A 17,873-nucleotide genomic window follows, 5' to 3' on the forward strand; every position below is an offset into this window, starting at 1 on the left:
TTTTCGAATTTTCTGAAAATCAACCGAACGCTATTATTACTTATAATATGTATAAATTTTATTAATTAAAAAATAAAAGTTCTCATTGATTCTAATAATAATTATTTATCATATTAATTTATCTAGAAACTAATGAAGTATATTAAAATATATAAAATTATAGAGGATTAAGATTGATTGCAATCATTCATTAATAATTATATCTTAATCTATTAATAAATTATGACTCATATATAATAATACTGGCCTATAATCTACATATTATATCAAAATTCAGTGTATTTTTATTTAAAATGTAAAATTACATAATAAGTTAAATTTATTTAATAAATATATTATATGAACCGCCGGTGAAAATTTAAATTTAAGACCATCGGAGGAACAGTCATGTCAAAAGATCATTTTCAACAAAGAGAAAAAGAAAGATATAAAGATCTTATTCCCAGTCGTAAATATATTTTAACACTTTTAAAAAAGCATGCAACACCTATTAATCGCTATGAAATAGCACAGAAAATTAACATTACTACTAAAAAACAGCAAGAAGCATTGCGTCGCCGACTACGCGCTATGGATCGTGATGGACAATTAGTCTTTACTCATCATCACTGCTATACCTTACCAGGACCGTTAAAATTATTACGAGGTAAAGTTATTGGACATCGTGATGGATATGGTTTTTTACGTGTCGAAGGAGAGAAAGACGATTTGTATTTATCCTCTGAACAAATGAGGTTATGTTTACATGGTGATATTGTTTTAGCAAAACCTAGTAGTATAAATCGCAAAGGTCGTAGAGAAGCACGAATAATACGTATACTGCAACCTCGTAATAATCGAATTGTCGGTAAATATTTTATAAATAATCAAATTAATTTTGTAGTTCCAAGTGATACTCGATTGAATTTTGATATTTTAATTCCGCAGCAAGAAACATATATTAAAGATATGGGTTTAATAGTTGTAGTAGAAATCATTCAACGTGCTACGCGTCATACTAAAGCTATTGGTAAAATCATCGAAGTATTAGGTAAAAATATGAGTACTTCTCTCGCCATAGATATGGCTATACGTACTCATGAAATTCCATATATCTGGCCAAAAATAATTGAAAAAGAAATAAATAAATTAAATTTAGAGATTAGTGAAAATGTAAAAAAAAATCGTATAGATCTACGTCATCTTCCTTTAATTACTATTGATGGCGAAGATTCTTGTGATTTTGATGATGCGGTTTATTGTGAGAAAAAAAATAATGGAGGATGGCGTTTATGGGTTGCAATTGCTGATGTAAGTTATTATGTGCAACCTGGTTCTGCTCTAGATAATGAAGCATACCAACGTGGTACTTCTATTTATTTCCCATCCAGAGTAGTTCCTATGCTTCCTGAAATATTATCTAATGGTTTATGTTCTCTTCAATTAAAAGTAGATCGTCTATGTATTGTATGTGAAATGAATGTTTCTGAAAATGGAAATCTTATTAGTTATAAACATTATGAAGCGGTTATGCATTCATATGGTCGTCTTACTTATAATAATGTATGGGATATTTTACAGGGTAATTTAGAATTATGCAAAAAATATGCTTTTTTAGTCAAACATCTAAAAGAATTATATTGTTTATACAAAAAATTAAAAACTGCACGTGAAAATCGTGGAGGTATTTCCTTAGAAACCCAAGAAGCTAAGTTTATTTTTAATTCTGAACTTCGTATTAAATGTATAGAACCTATTGTACGCAATGATGCACATAAGTTGATAGAAGAATGTATGATTCTAGCTAATATTGCTTCAGCTCGTTTTATTGAAAAAAACAAAGAACCATCTTTATTTCGTGATCATGATCGTCCTAGCGACGATAATATAAATGATTTTCGTATTGTGTTAAAAGAATTAGGTTTAAAATTGTCAGGTGGAAAAAAACCACAATCGATTGATTATTCTGATTTACTAAAGCAAATTAGTAATCGACCAGATGCAGAAATGTTGCAAACTATGTTGATACGCTCAATGAAACAAGCAGTTTATGATCCAGAAAACCGTGGTCATTTTGGTTTAGCATTATCTTCTTATGCACATTTTACTTCTCCTATTCGCCGTTACTCTGATCTATTATTACATCGTACAATTAAATATTTATTATCAAGAAAAAAAATATCAGTAAAATTAAAAGATAATTTAATTCCTTTTAAAGGTGGATGCCACTATACTATGAAACAAATGTTGCAATTTGGTCAACATTGTTCAATGACAGAACGTCGTGCTGATGAAGCTGTACGTGATGTTATCGATTGGATGAAATGTGATTTCATGCAAAATCAAGTAGGTAATGTTTTTAGTGGTATTATTTCTAGTGTAACTAATTTTGGTTTTTTTGTACGAATTAATCATTTATTTATTGATGGTTTAGTACATATTTCTACATTAGATAATGATTCTTATCATTTTGATTCAATTACTCAACGCTTAATTGCTGAATATAGCGGTTTTAGTTATCGATTAGGTGAAGAAGTAGAAGTACAAGTAGTAGCTGTTAATATAGAGGAGCGTAAAATAGATTTTTCATTACTTTCTAGTAAAGTAGTAAGAAATAAATAACGTTAATATAAACCTTGTAAGTTAAAATATAAAATTATTAAAATAATAAATGAATGAAATAATCTTTGGTATACATCCTATACAATCTTTATTTAACAAAGATCCTAACTGTTTTCATAAAGTGTATGTATTAAATAATCGCAATAATCGACGTCTACAATCCTTAATAAATTCCTTAGAAACATACAAAATTATCATTGTTCGTGTTAATAAACAACATCTTGATAAATTATCAAACAACGGAGTTCATCAAGGTATTGTTGCAGATGTTAAATTAAATTTAATGGCTTGTGAGAGTGATTTACCTAATTTACTTAAGTCGTTAAACAATCCATTTTTTTTAATTTTAGATTGTATCACTGATCCGTATAATCTTGGTGCTTGTTTACGAACTGCTGATGCTGTTGGTGTAGATGCAGTTATTATACCTAAAGATCGTTCGGCAAAACTTAATTCTACCGTAAGAAAAATTTCTTGTGGTGCAGCAGAAAATGTACCATTAATTCGTGTAACTAATTTAGTACGTACCATACGATTACTACAAGAATATGATATTATTGTTATTGGAACTTCAGAAAAAGCCGATAATACAATTTACACAAATAAATGGCCTAATGCGCTTGCATTAGTTATGGGTAGAGAAGATAAAGGAATACGTCAACTTACACGTAAACATTGTAATAAGTTAATTAAAATTCCAATGAATGGAAAAGTATCTTCTCTAAATATATCAGTTGCTACTGGAATTTTTTTGTATGAAATATTTCGTTATCGCTATTGTATAAATATAAACTCAAAATTAAATTAAAGATATATTTTAAAATATGCTGTCAGATACTAATATCTAAAACTTTGTTATATCATTAATATGATTAAGTAATAATTACTTTGTTTTTTAAATAAATAAATTCATATTCATTTATAGATCTATTTATCCTATTTTTTTATTATTTTATAATTTCATATATATTTAATTATTATTAATTAAATATATATATAGTAAAATTCTATTGATAGTGTATATACAGATATATCCATATATGTACTTCAGATAAGATATAATTTTATAATTATAGGTAGAATATTTAAATTAAGTATTTATTTAGTAAAATTTTATTTAAAAACTTTAATATATTATTAAATAATAAATAGATAAATTTATTTATAATAATAGCAAATTAATTATACTAAAAAACCATTACTAATGTCTAAGTTAATTTAAATTTTATTGGAAAAAATAATTTTATAGCATAAATTCAAGTTTATTATTTAAAATAATAATCTCATTTTTTAATAATATAATATTATATTAATTAACTATATATGTATTATATAGTTACATATTCTATTTATATATATAATAAGTTATATACTTGAATTTTCAAAAAAAAACAGTATGATTGCTCTTAATCGTTAATTACTTTAAAAATAAATTTTGCATTAGTAAGTAATTAATTTTTATTTATATTTTTTCCATAATGTTAGCCGCTTTATTAAGAAAATTAAATATTCTATAAGGAATAATTTATGCGTGATTACGAAATTATATTTATGGTTCATCCGGATCAAAGTGAACAAGTACCTACTATGATTGAACATTATACTAATATAATTAGTAATGCTCAGGGTACTATTTATCGTTTAGAAGATTGGGGTCGTCGTTCATTAGCTTATCCAATTAATAAGTTACACAAAATGCATTATATCCTAATGAATATAAAAGTCCCAAAAGAAGCAATCGATAAAATAGAAGCTAATTTTCGTTTTAACGATGCTATTATTCGTAATATGATAATGACTGTTAAATATAGCGTAACTGAATCGTCCCCAATGTTTAGAACAAAAGATGATACTATTGAACATTCTGATCATTTTATTGATGAATCTTCTGAACATTTAGAAACTGAAAATTCAGAAAATTAATTTTTATGATAAAAAATCATATATTATATATTTTTTTTTGATAAAAATTTATCTAAATAAAGTTTATAGATATATAATTGTTCGGTTTCTCATTTATTTTAAATGTATTATGTATTTCATACAAACTATATAATGTAAATTTTCAAAATTTGAAAATTGATTTTAATAAAGTTAGGAGAAAAATTAATGTCACGTTATTTTCGTCGTCGTAAATTCTGTCGCTTTACAGCAGAAGGTATTCAAGAAATTGATTATAAAGATATTTCGATGTTAAAAAATTATATTACTGAAAGTGGTAAGATCGTACCAAGTCGTATCACTGGTACCTGTGCTAAATATCAGAGACAATTGGCTCGTGCTATTAAGCGTGCACGTTATCTATCTTTACTACCATATACTGATCAACATCAGTAACTCAATAGTGTTTGAATAAATCTTATGAAGGAATTAAGAATATGCAAGTTATTTTACTGGATAAAGTATCAAACTTAGGCAAATTAGGTGAGCAGGTGAATGTTAAAGCAGGTTATGCTCGTAATTATTTAATACCTAAAGGTCAAGCTGTTCCTGCTACTAAAAAAAATATTAATTTTTTTGAAACTCAACGTCTTGAACTAGAAATGAAGTTAGCTAATATATTAGCTGAAGCTAATGCACGTGCAGAACAAATTAATAAATTAAAAATTATTACTATGGTCTCTAAAGTAGGTAATGAGGGTAAATTATTTGGCTCCATTGGAGCTCGTGATATTGCTACTGCTTTAATTAAAGCAGGTATTAATGTTTCGAAAAAAGAAATACGTTTGACGAATGGTTTAATACGTAGTATAGGAGAACATTTAGTTGAATTTCAGTTTCAACATAAGATTGGAGCTAAATTAATAGTAAATGTTATACCTCAATAATTATATAAATTAATTTAATTGTTATATATGAATATTATTATATTAATATATTTGCTTAAATACAAAATTGGCGGAGGTAAAATATAAAATGTTAGATAATATTTGCCAATTAGTATATGAAGCAGGCACAGTTGTAAGAAATATATATGATAGCGCTGATTCTATCAATATAAATCGTAAATTGGATCAATCACCAGTTACTTCAGCAGATATTGCTGCACATAATATTATTATAAAAGGACTAAAAATATTATCACCAGAGATTCCAGTGATTTCAGAAGAAGAATTGCCAATGTGGAAAATTCGTCAATATTGGCATAAATATTGGTTAATTGATCCTCTGGATGGTACTAAAGAATTTATTAAACACAATGGTGAGTTTACTATTAATATAGCATTAATTGAATATGGAAAACCAACATTAGGTGTAATTTATGCTCCTATCTTAAATACTATATATGCTGCTAATTCTGGTAAAGCTTGGAAAGAGAAAGATGGTCATAAAATAAAAATTTGTGTAAAAAAATCTTATCCACCATTAATAACATTAAGTCGTTCACATTCTAATAAAAATAGCAAAGAACTAAAAGAATTTCTATATAAAATAGGTGAACATCAAATTATTAATGTAGGTTCTTCCTTGAAGTTTTGTCTAATTGCAGAAGGTAAAGCACAAATATATCCTCGTTTTGGATCTACTAATATTTGGGATACAGCTGCTGGCCATGCTGTTGCAGTTGCTGCTGGTGCATATGTACATGACTGGTCAGGTAAAGAATTAGACTACTTTCCTCGTAAATCTTTTTTGAATTTAGGATTCATTGTTTCTATATGATTATATATAGTTATATCGTTAATAATAAATAAATTTAATTATATTTATAACTAAATTCATCATTCCTTTTATATAGACATATATTTTAATATTCACCTATGGGTATAGGTAAATTAGCTTTATTTTTATTGTCATTTAACATTTAATTAATATAGGTTTAAAACCTATATTTTATATTCACATTTAATTTAATATCAATTATCAATATATTATTGTTAATATGATGTTAATAGATATTAATTTTAATTTTTATAATTAAAGAAGATAATTTGCTATTTAAATTTATTGTGAGTGATTTTATTAATTTAATAAGAATTTATTATTTATTAAAATAATAAGTTAAATAGGTCTTAACTTAATCTATATAGTAAGTTAATTTGATATTTATATATATAAAGTTAAATTTATATTAGTAGTAATTTAATACATTATTAAATAATTAACTATAATTTATTTATATGGTATTTAATTTTTTTTAAATGCATGAGTACTTTTGTAAAATACAAATAGATATTAATAAGAGAAGTAACCATGCCAAAAATCTATCGATATTATTTAATATGTTTACTATTTATAGTACATGTTGTTAAAGCAGAAAAAATATACTTACAACTTCAAGGAATTAAAGGAGAATTGCAAGAAGACGTGAGGTCACGTTTATCTATGATTAATACTGATGAAATAGATGATATAATATATTCTGAAGATTTACAAGAACGTATTTTAAAAGCAATTAAAATAAGTTTACGTGTATTCGGTTATTACGAGCCTGATATTACTTTTAATTTTTATTCCAATTTTTCTAACAAGCAAGTTAAAAAAAAACAAGGATCTTCAATCTTAGTCGTTCATGTTGTTCTTGGTAAATCTATAAAAATTGGTGGTAGTAGCATTATAATAGATGGAGATGCTAAATATGACTTCGAATATCAAGCTTGGCTAAGAGATAATATACCCAAAATTGGAGATAGACTTAATCATGGCAAGTATGATGATTTTAAAAAAGGTTTGTCTAATATATCATTACGTCTAGGATACTTTGATGGTGAATTTAAATATAATCGTTTAGCTATATATGTCAAAAGACATAAAGCTTTTTGGGAAATTCGTTATAATAGCGGAAAACGCTATCATTTTGATGGAGTTAATTTTCAAGGCACACAAATAAGAGAGTCTTACTTACAAAAAATTGTACCCTTTAAAAAGGGTGATCCATACAATTATAATAAAATATTAGAATTAAATCAACGGCTATCTGCAACCGATTGGTTTAATTCAATAATGGTTAAATCACAAGTCAATAATAATAATTATCAGACTAAAGTAATAAAATTAAACGCCTTGATGTCTCCAAGAATGAAAAATATTATTGAAAGCGGAATTGGTTATTCTACCGATATTGGTCCACGATTAAAAGGAAGATGGAAGAAACCATGGATTAATGACAGAGGCAATAGTTTAATTTCTAATGCCTATGTTTCCTTATTAGAACGAGCTATAGATATACATTATAAAATTCCATTACCAAAAAATCCTTTAGAACAGTATTATACTTTTTCTGCTGCTTTAAAAAATATTTTTAATAATAAAACTCGGTCAAATACTACAATATTCTCAATATCACGTAATTGGGATAATATTAATGGATGGCAAAAAGCAATAGATTTAAATTGGAGCCTTGATCATTTCAGTCCCCATAAAAGTACTAGTACTACCATATTGTTATATCCAGGTGTTAGTTTATATAAAAATAATGCAAGTGGTATATCAATGCCAAAATATGGTTATGCACAGCATTATTGGATAAATATATCTAATACTATATGGGGTTCAAATGTTGATTTTGTAATTCTAAGAGCCCAAAATATATGGATTCGTACATTTGCGGAAAATCATCGTTTTATATTACGTAGCAGTTTAGGTTGGATTATAACTAATAAATTTGATAATATCCCTATGAGTTTACGTTTTTTTGTCGGAGGCGACCATAGTATACGTGGTTATAGATATAGAAGTCTTTCTTTACGTAATAACAATGGTGATTTGATAGGTGCTTCAAAAATGGCAACCGGCTCTTTAGAATATCAATATAATATAAATAATAAATGGTCTAGTGCAATATTTATTGATTCTGGTGAGGCTGTAAATAATTTTAAACACAGTCAATCTAAAATTGGTGTAGGATTTGGTTTTCGTTGGTTATCTCCGATAGGAGCCATTAAATTTGATATTGCTTATCCAATGATCAATCGTAATAAACATGGGATACAATTATATGTAGGACTTGGATCTGAATTATGAAGTTATGGAAAAAAGCCCTATTCGGTATTGCTATTTTCAGTTTAATATTATTTATTACTTTTGTGTTTTTAATCGGAACTAATACAGGTTTAAATTTTTTATTTAAAAATATTGATCGTTGCATATTAGGTTTATCTATTGAACAGATAGATGGTAATTTGCATAACCTTACATTAAAGGAAATAAAGTATGAACAACCAGGAATTAAAGTTCATATAGGAGATTTTCATTTTTCCACTAATTTTAAATGTTTATTACATTCATTAGTGTGTATTAAAAATACATCAATTAATAATATTAATATCAATATTGATAATAAAAAAATAATAAATTTAAATCATGAAGAAAAAATAGAAGCAATAAGTACTAAACTTATGATATATCATCCTAGTATTATGTTGAGCAAATTAAAATTACATAATATTAGAGTTAAAGTAGATAATACGATTATATCGTTACGTGATCTTAATACGGACTTACACTGGAAAAAACATATCTTACTTATATCTCCAACTTATATTCAAAGTTTATTAATAAATTTACCAACTGCCATTAAAAATGTTAATAAACAAAATCTCACATCTAAGATACAACAATTACATAATAAATTACAGAATATAAGCGAAACATTAAAACATTTTGTTGATGATCCATTTTTATCGAAGAGATATAATTTTAGATTACCCTTCAATATTAATTTGCAAGTATTTTTAATAGAAAACATGCATATTATTAGCGATTATGACTTATCAATTAATCGTTTATCTTTTGAAATTAAAAGTATCAATAATCATCTAGAATTTAAAATTTCTGAGATTAGTATGCCGCAAGCAAAAATGACAGCCAAAGGAGAAATTACTCTAGCAGCTAATTGGCCAATTAAATTTAATTTACAAGGTCAATTGAATTGGCATTCAATTAAAAGTGAAAAAATAAAAATAGAACTTAGTGGGATGATATGTAATTCTTTAAGAATATGTGTTAATTTATTTGGTCCAATATATGCACAACTTAATGTATTATTACAACCTTCTATACCAAGTGTTCCTTTATCATTTATATTCAATACTTATTCTGTACACTGGTCATCTAATTCACTTATAGAATATAAAAGAGAAAAACTTAATTTTCTTTTTAGAAGAAAGAAAATTAATTCTTTAATGTTATTGCAAACAATATTGAAAAATCAAGAATTATTACCAATAAATATATATATGAAAGGGGAAGGAAATCTTAAACATTTTAATCTTGATAGAGTTCATGTTAATTTATTACATGGTAATATTGATGTAATAACTTACATAGAATATAAAAAGGAAATCAGTTGGCATAGTAAGTTAAATTTTACATATATCAATAATATGACACATAATCATAATTATCCAATAAAAATAAATGGCAAAGTTTTAGCATCTGGTGTCTTAGATAAGACACGATGGAGGTTAAATATACCTCAATTAATATTAAAAGGTAACATTAATAATAACATAATTAATGTTAACGGTTCTCTTAATAAAGATATTTTTAATAAATGGGAACTTCCTAATATCGATGTTGTATTAGGTCATAATTATCTTAATTGTCGAGGAGAATTAAGTAAATTTATTAAATTTGATTTAAATATTAATGCACCTCAACTTAAAGATATCTTGCCAGAATTAAGTGGTCTTGTTCATACTACACTTAAAATTCGTGGTTCGTTACATCATCCTCAAATTGGAATAAATTACTATGCAACTAAATTACATTGGCATCAGTTATATATTAATAATATGATCTTAAAAAGTAATTTAAAAGTTAATAAGCAAATTGCTGGTAATTTAAGATTAAATATAAATAAATTACAAAAAAATAAATTACATTTAGATCATCTACAATTAAATATTGAAGGTAACGAACAAAGACATCAATTTAACATTGAAGCTCAAGGAGCACCATTATCTGGACGACTAGTTTTACATGGTAATTTTAATCGTAAAAATAACCGATGGAGAGGTATAGTAAATACTACTCAATTTAATACTGTAATAGGTAAGTGGCGTGTAAATCGTCCAGTTTTAGTTACTTATGAGCATGATAATCATAGTGTTATGATTAGTCCACATTGTTGGCATCATTTAAATACACAACTATGTGTACCTGAATATATTAAAATCGGTTCAGATGGATATTTACATTTTGTATTACATGAATTTAATTTATCTTTAATAAATCACTTTTTTTATGATAAAAATATTTTAAGTGGGACTATTAATGGTTACGCACGGATCAATTGGATATCAAATGATGATTTTCCTAGATTAGTATTATCTTTAAAAAGTAATGAAATAAAAATTAGGCAAAATATAGAAGAAAATAAATTACCAAGTGTTCTTCATAACATTAATCTTGATCTATCTATCAATAATAATCAACTACAATTAGATTGGTTGATTGATATTATGAGTAATAGTCATGTAAAAGGTCATATACAAGTTATAGATTTAAAAAATCGTTGTCATATTTTAGGTTATATTCAAGCAAAAAAAGTTTCATTAGAAATATTTCAACTATTAATACCATACTGCCAAAATATTAGAGGCGCTCTTGATGCTAATATAAAAATTAAAGGTAATCTACAACAACCTTATATATTTGGTAAATTAAAGTTAAATAATTTATATTTTAATAGTAAATTTATGCCATTTAATTTTGTTACTTCAAATGTTAATCTAATATTTAATGGAAAAAGTGCTATTTTTAATGGTCATTTGCAAACAACTCATGGGGATATTTCCCTTAATGGAATATCTACATGGAATCAACTAGATCATTGGTATATATCTAGTTTAATAAGAGGTAGTCTTGTACGAATGACGATAGAATCTACGGCACGTATGGATATTTCACCTTATATAATAGTTAAAGCTACACCTAATGCTATTAATTTAGACGGCAGTATTGATATACCATGGGCGCGTATTATATTACAAAAAGTACCTCAAAGTCTTACTCAAGCATCATTAGATGAAGTAATTTTAGATAATCATATAGATAATAATATTAAATCAAAAAATTCTATAATTCCTGTTAATACTAATGTAGTAATTCATTTGGGTAAAGATGTACATTTATCATTATTTGACTTAATGATAAATGCAAATGGTAATCTTAAATTAGTTCAAAATAATAAAATGGGATTGGGTTTAAATGGACAAATTAATATCCCATCTGGTCACTTTTACGCATACGGACAAGATTTAATTGTACGTAAGGGAATACTCCATTTTGTCGGAACATTAGATCAACCTTATGTAGATTTAGAGGCAATTCGTAATCCTGATACTACTGAAAATAATGTTATTGTTGGATTAAAAGTAACTGGAATAATAAATGAACCCATGGTAGAAGTATTTTCTAATCCTGAAATGGCGCAACAAGAAGCATTTTCTTATTTATTAAGAGGTCAAGGATTAAACAGTAATGGTGATAATAATACATTAACTACTACAATTATTGGTTTAGGAGTTAAAAAGAGTGGTCAAGTTATAAACAAACTTGGTGAAGCATTTGGTCTAAGCAATCTTGCAATTGCAACAATTGGTATTGGAAATAATCAGCAGGTACAAGTAAGTGGTTATGCTCTACCAGATCTACAAATAAAATATAGTATTGGCATATTTGATTCATTCAGTACATTAACTTTACGCTATCGTCTTAGACCTAATCTTTATTTAGAAGCTGTATCTAGTCATGAACGAGCAATTGATTTGCTATATCGCTTTAATTTCTGATGATATTTATTTTATTTTTAATAATTTAAATAAATAAAAATTTTATTTAAAAAAATATATACAATATAAAATATGTGCTCTTGTTAAACTTTAGTATATAAAGTTACAAATTAAAATTATCATATTTTATTAACTCTATTATTAATAAACGCATTAATTTTTTTGATTAAGATTTAAAGAGGAAAGGATCTCTTTTTTAGCCTCAAACACATTAGACCAACCATTAACTTTTACCCATTTATGCTCTTCTAATTTCTTATAATTTTCAAAAAAATGAATAATCTGTAATTTTAATGTTTCAGGTAAATCCTTTATATCTTCAATATAATCATATTCTTTAGTTAATTGTTTATGTGGTACTGCAATTAATTTACTATCTATTCCAGATTCATCACTCATTTTTAACATACCAATTGGGCGACAACGTATTACAGAAGTTGGTAGTAAAGGGTACGGTGTAGGTATTAGTACATCAACAGGATCGCCATCTAAAGATAAAGTATTATTAATATAACCATAGTTGCATGGATAAAACATGGCAGTAGGTATGAAACGATCGACAAATAGTGTACTAAATTTTTTATTTATTTCATATTTAATTGGATTAGAATTAGCAGGAATTTCTATGATGACATAGAGATCTTCTGGAGGATTCTTACCTGCAGGAATTTGATTTAAGTCCATTAATGTACCTTAATATTAATTATAATTTTTAGATGCACGTTCAATTTTAACAGCATTAAGGATTTATTTAAATATAATTTATTTAAATTATTAATTAATTACTTTGTATTGAGGAATAAAGATATTATACCTGAAGCAATAAGTGGTCCAACTGGTACACCATGAAAACAGGCAACACCGATTATAGTGCCTACTAAAATACTTCCTACTATAGATGGTTTTAAAGTAATAAAATTAATACCTCGGGTACCTAACCAAGCTACAAAAATTCCTGTTACAATAGCTACAATTGATTCCCAGTTACTAAAACTTTTCATAAAGTATGAAGTGGGTAATGAACCACTTACCAGAGGTGACATTACTGCAATAGTAAGTATTATTATACCCACATGAATCCCTTGTTTTTCTATGTAGGGAAATAAATAGTTCAATGGTGTTAATTTCATGATTAAAAGACTTAGTATTGCAATACTCACCGCAGTATTTTTTACTAAATAGCTAATGATAGTCAAGCAAAAAAGAATTACAATGGAAAATTCATATCGCATAATTATTCTCTTAATATTGCTTATTTTAAAAATAAATCTATTTTACATTATTATAATGTAAAATATTTTTTAATATTATTAATTTTCTACCATAATTAGATATCAAAATATATCATTAATCATTTATTTTAAATATATAAGTTGTTATTGTTTAACAAACAATGTTTTCAATTTAAAACTTAAACAAGTTTGTTAAACATGTAGAATATTTCTATTTGTAAAATACAAATAATATAAATTATAACAAATTTAAAATAAAAGTTTTTAATATTAAATATATTTTATATATTAATATAATTATAAAAATTGATAAATGTAAATGTTTTTATTCATTTTAATAACTCATTATAGTTATATACAATATGATTTAATAAAATGTTCATATTATAAATTTAAGAATTAATAGATTTTTATGATGATATTATATGTTTATATATAAAAATTTTAAATACTCCTTGAAGCATATTACAATCTTGCTATTTGTAAATAGTAGTTTTATAACAATGTTAAATATTATTTATATATAAAATATTTATATTCAGTTGAATAAAACTAAACTATTTATTATTATATATAAATTAATCACTAAAATTTAAATGGCTAATCAATGAATGTATCTAATCAAATTGCCAACCAACGAAAATCTTTAGAAGAAGCTGTCGCACAAGCTTTGGAATTAGCAAAAATTAATACTGATGGAACAGAAGTAGCAATTACTAAAAGTATTGGAGTGGGTGTCAGTACTAGATATGGAAAAGTAGAAAATATTGAATTTAATAATGATGGTGCACTTAATATAACTGTTTATTATAAAAAACGTAAAGGTAGCGCTTCATCAACAGATCTAAAGCCAAATGCTATAAAACGTACTGTACAGGCAGCAATTGATATAGCACATTATACTTCTGCTGATCCATATTCGGGTCCGGCTGATCCAGAGCTTTTAGCTTTTAAAGCACTGGATCTGGATCTTTATCATCCATGGAATATAGATGTTAATGTTGCCATTGAGCGAGCTGCAGAAGCTGAACTTATATCATTGGCTGCCGATAAACGTATTATTAATAGTGAAGGTGGAAACTTTAATAGTCATGCAGCTGTTACAGTTTTTGGTAATAGCCATGGTATGTTACAAAGTTATTGTTCTACTCGTCATTCTCTTGTAAGTTGCGTTATTGCAAAAGAAAATGGAAATATGGAACGTGATTATGCATACACTATTAGCCGTTCAATCAATGATTTAAAAAGTAGTAAATGGGTTGGCATGGAATCTGCTCGCCGTGCACTATCTCGTCTTTCTTCACGTAAAATTTTTACTATGAATGCTCCTGTAATTTTTTCTGCTGAATTAGCTAATAGCTTATTCGGTCATTTAGTCAGTGCGATTAGTGGAGATAATGTCTATCGCAAAGCTACTTTTTTAGTAAATTTTCTTGGAAAAAAAATTTTTCCAGAATGGCTAACAATTAAAGAAAATCCTCATATATTAAAAGAATTAGCTTCAGCTCCATTTGATAACGAAGGTGTATGTACAAAATCATATACATTCATTAAAAATGGTATACTTCAAAATTGGTTAATGAATAGTTATTCATCACGTAAATTAGGTCTTAAAAGTACTGGTCATGCTGGTAGCATTCATAATTGGTATGTTAGTACACAAAATTATTCCTTTGAAGAATTACTAAAAAAAATGAATCGCGGTTTAGTAGTAACAGAATTGATGGGACAAGGTGTTAATATTATAACGGGTGATTATTCTCGAGGATGTTTTGGATTCTGGGTAGAAGATGGTCATATTCAACATCCTGTTAGTGAAATTACTATAGCAGGTAATTTAAAAGATATGTGGTTAAATATATTAACTATAGGTAATGATATTGAAACTCGTAATCCTATAAAGTGTGGTTCAGTATTAATATCAGAAATGAAAATTTCTGGGAAATAATTAATATTTATTCTAAAAATAGAATCTCTTATTAAAGAGAATGATATTCTATCAATAATATCGTATAATTAAACCGGTGAACTTATAAAATTTAAATTAACAAAAATAATTGATCAGATTTAAAAATTTAGTTAATAATTACAGTTACTTGAAATAAGATAATATTTATTTTAAATAGTTTATATATTTTTTATACTAAAAATAGTGTTTATAGAATCAATACTTCGAATATGGCTAATAAGATTGACTATAGATTCTGCTTCTTGTTGTGTAACTATTCCCATTACAAAAACTTCATTATTTTCAGTAATAATCTTTAACTTACATAATTTAATTATATTATTGGTCAATAACTTAACATAAATTTTTGTTGTAATCCAAGTATCGAATATTTTAGTAACAAAATCTACTTTTTTTACATTACGAATTTCATTATATATTTCTCTAATTCCACTAATATTTGAAGTTATTAGCTTAGCCCTCTTGATCAATTCTATTTTAGGAGATTGACCGGTTAGTAATATCTTGTTTTGATATGCAGTTACTATAATATGTGTATATTTTCTTATTTGCTGATCTTTTACTAATTCATTAGTAACTCGTAATTTTAACAAATTATCATCTATTTGAGTACCTAATGTTCTTGGATCTTGAGCAATCTTAGTAGCAACAGCTGTACTACCAGCAAGTATAGCTATACAACCTTGTAATATGACAGTAAATACTAAAATAGTTATAATCTTTAATATTTTCATTATTAAATCCCCTATAAACTTTTTATATAAAATGTATTATTAATTAACTATTAAAAGTAATATAATATTAATAAATGATATTGTAAAATTAGTAAGTTATAGAATATGAAAAAATACGAATTTTTATATCTTTTAAATGGGATTATTGAAATACTAATGTAGTATATTAATACTTAGTAGATGATATGAGACGTATATACTTAATTATAGTAATTACTATAATTAAAATTTAAATATTAAAATATAAATAGATATTTATCTTAAAAACTATACAAAAATACTATTCAATTAGATTAATAATAAAATATTATAGCTTTACAAGCTATAAATAATTATATTCAGTAATATAGTTGTTTTAATTTTGATTTATATAAAAATATATTTACATTATTTTATGATAAAACATAAAATAATTACCTAAAAATAATTTAAGTATGTATATTTATTAAACTATCTAATTGTCACAATGACATTGGAATAGTTAGTATATTTACTAATATTAAAATCTACTAATAATCCATATAATTATGACTTATAATTATACTACTATCTATTCACATCGAATGAAATAAAAACAGTAAAATTTATTAATTTAATTTTTATGAATTTTTTTAAAATAAAAGAATTCATAAAATAAAACATATTATATCATGTTAAAACAATATAAAATCAATTGTATTTAAAAATGTCATTAATAAATTCTAATAACAGCATAGAAAATAAAATAATAAATTATATTGGAGTACTTTATATTATTCCTACTCCAATCGGTAATTTAGAAGATATTACTCAGCGAGCATTGAGAGTTTTATCAAACGTAGATCTAATAGCAGCAGAAAATATTAAACATACTAGATTTTTATTAAAGAATTTTAATATTAATGCTAAATTGTTTGTATTTCATAATTATAATGAGCAGCAAAAGGTAAAATTATTAATAGAAAAGTTATTAAGAGGAGAAAATATTGCATTAGTTTCTAATGCAGGTACTCCATTGATTAATGATCCAGGTTATCATTTAGTACGTCGCTGTCATGAAGAAAATATAAATGTTGTTCCATTACCAGGCGCCTGTGCAGCTATTACTGCATTAGTTGCATCAGGTTTACCATCTAATCGTTTTTGTTATGAAGGATTTTTACCAACTAAAAGTAAAGCACGTTGCGATATGTTATATAATCTTAGTTATGAATCGCGTACGTTGATTTTTTATGAATCTCCTCATCGTTTAATTCAAAGTCTAAATGATATAATTAACATATGGGGTCCTGAACGTTATATAGTATTAGCACGCGAACTAACTAAAATTTGGGAATCCTTATATGGAGCACCAGTAAATGAATTATTACAGTGGATATTAAAAGATAAAAATCGTTCTAAAGGAGAAATAGTATTAATTATTCAAGGTTGTAAAACAAATATCAATAATAATGCGTTATCTGTCGAGGTGATTCACACTTTAACTTTATTACAACAAGAGTTATCGTTAAAAAAAGCAATAACATTAACAGCATCAATTCATAAAATAAAAAAAAATACTCTTTACAATTATGCAATATCTAAACTAAATACTTGACAAAAAGTAATAAATTATATACTT

The 17,873-nt window shown here is 25.6% G+C and carries 13 protein-coding genes; 10 read left to right on the top strand and 3 right to left on the bottom strand.

Features of this window, described 5'->3' with window-relative positions; translation table 11 throughout:
* Window positions 1-387 precede the first annotated feature (387 nt).
* The 8 genes from rnr to FD727_RS01755 all read left to right on the top strand — a co-directional run bounded on the left by rnr (window position 388) and on the right by FD727_RS01755 (window position 12,338).
* A complete protein-coding gene (gene rnr / locus FD727_RS01720) occupies window positions 388-2,601 on the top strand; it encodes a ribonuclease R (protein WP_159938447.1) in 2,214 nt (737 codons plus the stop codon).
* Window positions 2,602-2,650: 49 nt separating this feature from the next.
* Window positions 2,651-3,409, top strand: coding sequence for a 23S rRNA (guanosine(2251)-2'-O)-methyltransferase RlmB (gene rlmB, locus FD727_RS01725; protein WP_159938448.1), 759 nt, complete (start codon window positions 2,651-2,653; stop codon window positions 3,407-3,409).
* A 719-nt stretch (window positions 3,410-4,128) separates the two neighbouring features.
* Window positions 4,129-4,524, top strand: coding sequence for a 30S ribosomal protein S6 (gene rpsF / locus FD727_RS01730; protein WP_159938449.1), 396 nt, complete (start codon window positions 4,129-4,131; stop codon window positions 4,522-4,524).
* A gap of 186 nt (window positions 4,525-4,710) precedes the next feature.
* Window positions 4,711-4,938: a 30S ribosomal protein S18 gene (rpsR, locus tag FD727_RS01735; RefSeq protein WP_159938450.1), complete on the top strand. Its 228-nt coding sequence runs from the start codon at window positions 4,711-4,713 to the stop codon at window positions 4,936-4,938.
* Between the two features lie 41 nt (window positions 4,939-4,979).
* Window positions 4,980-5,429 carry a 50S ribosomal protein L9 gene (gene rplI, locus FD727_RS01740; protein WP_159938451.1) on the top strand — a complete coding sequence of 150 codons (450 nt, stop codon included), beginning with the start codon at window positions 4,980-4,982 and terminating at the stop codon, window positions 5,427-5,429.
* A gap of 88 nt (window positions 5,430-5,517) precedes the next feature.
* A complete protein-coding gene (cysQ, locus tag FD727_RS01745) occupies window positions 5,518-6,264 on the top strand; it encodes a 3'(2'),5'-bisphosphate nucleotidase CysQ (protein WP_159938452.1) in 747 nt (248 codons plus the stop codon).
* A 531-nt stretch (window positions 6,265-6,795) separates the two neighbouring features.
* Window positions 6,796-8,565: an autotransporter assembly complex family protein gene (locus FD727_RS01750; RefSeq protein WP_159938453.1), complete on the top strand. Its 1,770-nt coding sequence runs from the start codon at window positions 6,796-6,798 to the stop codon at window positions 8,563-8,565.
* Complete coding sequence (locus FD727_RS01755) at window positions 8,562-12,338, top strand: translocation/assembly module TamB domain-containing protein (protein ID WP_159938454.1); 3,777 nt, start codon at window positions 8,562-8,564, stop codon at window positions 12,336-12,338. The genes FD727_RS01750 and FD727_RS01755 overlap by 4 nt, the downstream gene beginning before the upstream one ends.
* A gap of 153 nt (window positions 12,339-12,491) precedes the next feature.
* Here the strand turns inward: FD727_RS01755 and ppa are convergent, their stop codons facing one another.
* Window positions 12,492-13,022: an inorganic diphosphatase gene (ppa, locus tag FD727_RS01760; protein WP_159938455.1), complete on the bottom strand. Its 531-nt coding sequence runs from the start codon at window positions 13,020-13,022 to the stop codon at window positions 12,492-12,494.
* A gap of 98 nt (window positions 13,023-13,120) precedes the next feature.
* Window positions 13,121-13,570, bottom strand: coding sequence for a DUF441 family protein (locus FD727_RS01765; RefSeq protein ID WP_159938456.1), 450 nt, complete (start codon window positions 13,568-13,570; stop codon window positions 13,121-13,123).
* Window positions 13,571-14,177: 607 nt separating this feature from the next.
* Between FD727_RS01765 and pmbA the strand changes: the two genes are divergently transcribed.
* Window positions 14,178-15,518, top strand: coding sequence for a metalloprotease PmbA (pmbA, locus tag FD727_RS01770; protein ID WP_159938457.1), 1,341 nt, complete (start codon window positions 14,178-14,180; stop codon window positions 15,516-15,518).
* A gap of 179 nt (window positions 15,519-15,697) precedes the next feature.
* On the opposite strand, the gene dolP is transcribed toward pmbA, so the two are convergent.
* Entirely contained in the window at window positions 15,698-16,273 is a 576-nt protein-coding gene (gene dolP / locus FD727_RS01775) for a division/outer membrane stress-associated lipid-binding lipoprotein (protein ID WP_159938458.1), read from the bottom strand.
* A gap of 685 nt (window positions 16,274-16,958) precedes the next feature.
* Between dolP and rsmI the strand changes: the two genes are divergently transcribed.
* A complete protein-coding gene (rsmI, locus tag FD727_RS01780; RefSeq protein ID WP_159938459.1) occupies window positions 16,959-17,849 on the top strand; it encodes a 16S rRNA (cytidine(1402)-2'-O)-methyltransferase in 891 nt (296 codons plus the stop codon).
* The last annotated feature ends 24 nt before the right edge of the window (window positions 17,850-17,873 follow it).

This window comes from Pantoea sp. Mhis (assembly GCF_009830015.1).

Bases quoted from the DNA above. Each gene is read 5' to 3' on its own strand.
- rplI (WP_159938451.1), top strand. From the start codon at position 4,980: ATGCAAGTTATTTTACTGGATAAAGTATCAAACTTAGGCAAATTAGGT.
- FD727_RS01755 (WP_159938454.1), top strand. From the start codon at position 8,562: ATGAAGTTATGGAAAAAAGCCCTATTCGGTATTGCTATTTTCAGTTTA.
- ppa (WP_159938455.1), bottom strand. From the start codon at position 13,022: ATGGACTTAAATCAAATTCCTGCAGGTAAGAATCCTCCAGAAGATCTC.
- rnr (WP_159938447.1), top strand. From the start codon at position 388: ATGTCAAAAGATCATTTTCAACAAAGAGAAAAAGAAAGATATAAAGAT.
- FD727_RS01750 (WP_159938453.1), top strand. From the start codon at position 6,796: ATGCCAAAAATCTATCGATATTATTTAATATGTTTACTATTTATAGTA.
- rpsF (WP_159938449.1), top strand. From the start codon at position 4,129: ATGCGTGATTACGAAATTATATTTATGGTTCATCCGGATCAAAGTGAA.
- rpsR (WP_159938450.1), top strand. From the start codon at position 4,711: ATGTCACGTTATTTTCGTCGTCGTAAATTCTGTCGCTTTACAGCAGAA.
- rlmB (WP_159938448.1), top strand. From the start codon at position 2,651: ATGAATGAAATAATCTTTGGTATACATCCTATACAATCTTTATTTAAC.
- dolP (WP_159938458.1), bottom strand. From the start codon at position 16,273: ATGAAAATATTAAAGATTATAACTATTTTAGTATTTACTGTCATATTA.
- rsmI (WP_159938459.1), top strand. From the start codon at position 16,959: ATGTCATTAATAAATTCTAATAACAGCATAGAAAATAAAATAATAAAT.
- FD727_RS01765 (WP_159938456.1), bottom strand. From the start codon at position 13,570: ATGCGATATGAATTTTCCATTGTAATTCTTTTTTGCTTGACTATCATT.
- cysQ (WP_159938452.1), top strand. From the start codon at position 5,518: ATGTTAGATAATATTTGCCAATTAGTATATGAAGCAGGCACAGTTGTA.
- pmbA (WP_159938457.1), top strand. From the start codon at position 14,178: ATGAATGTATCTAATCAAATTGCCAACCAACGAAAATCTTTAGAAGAA.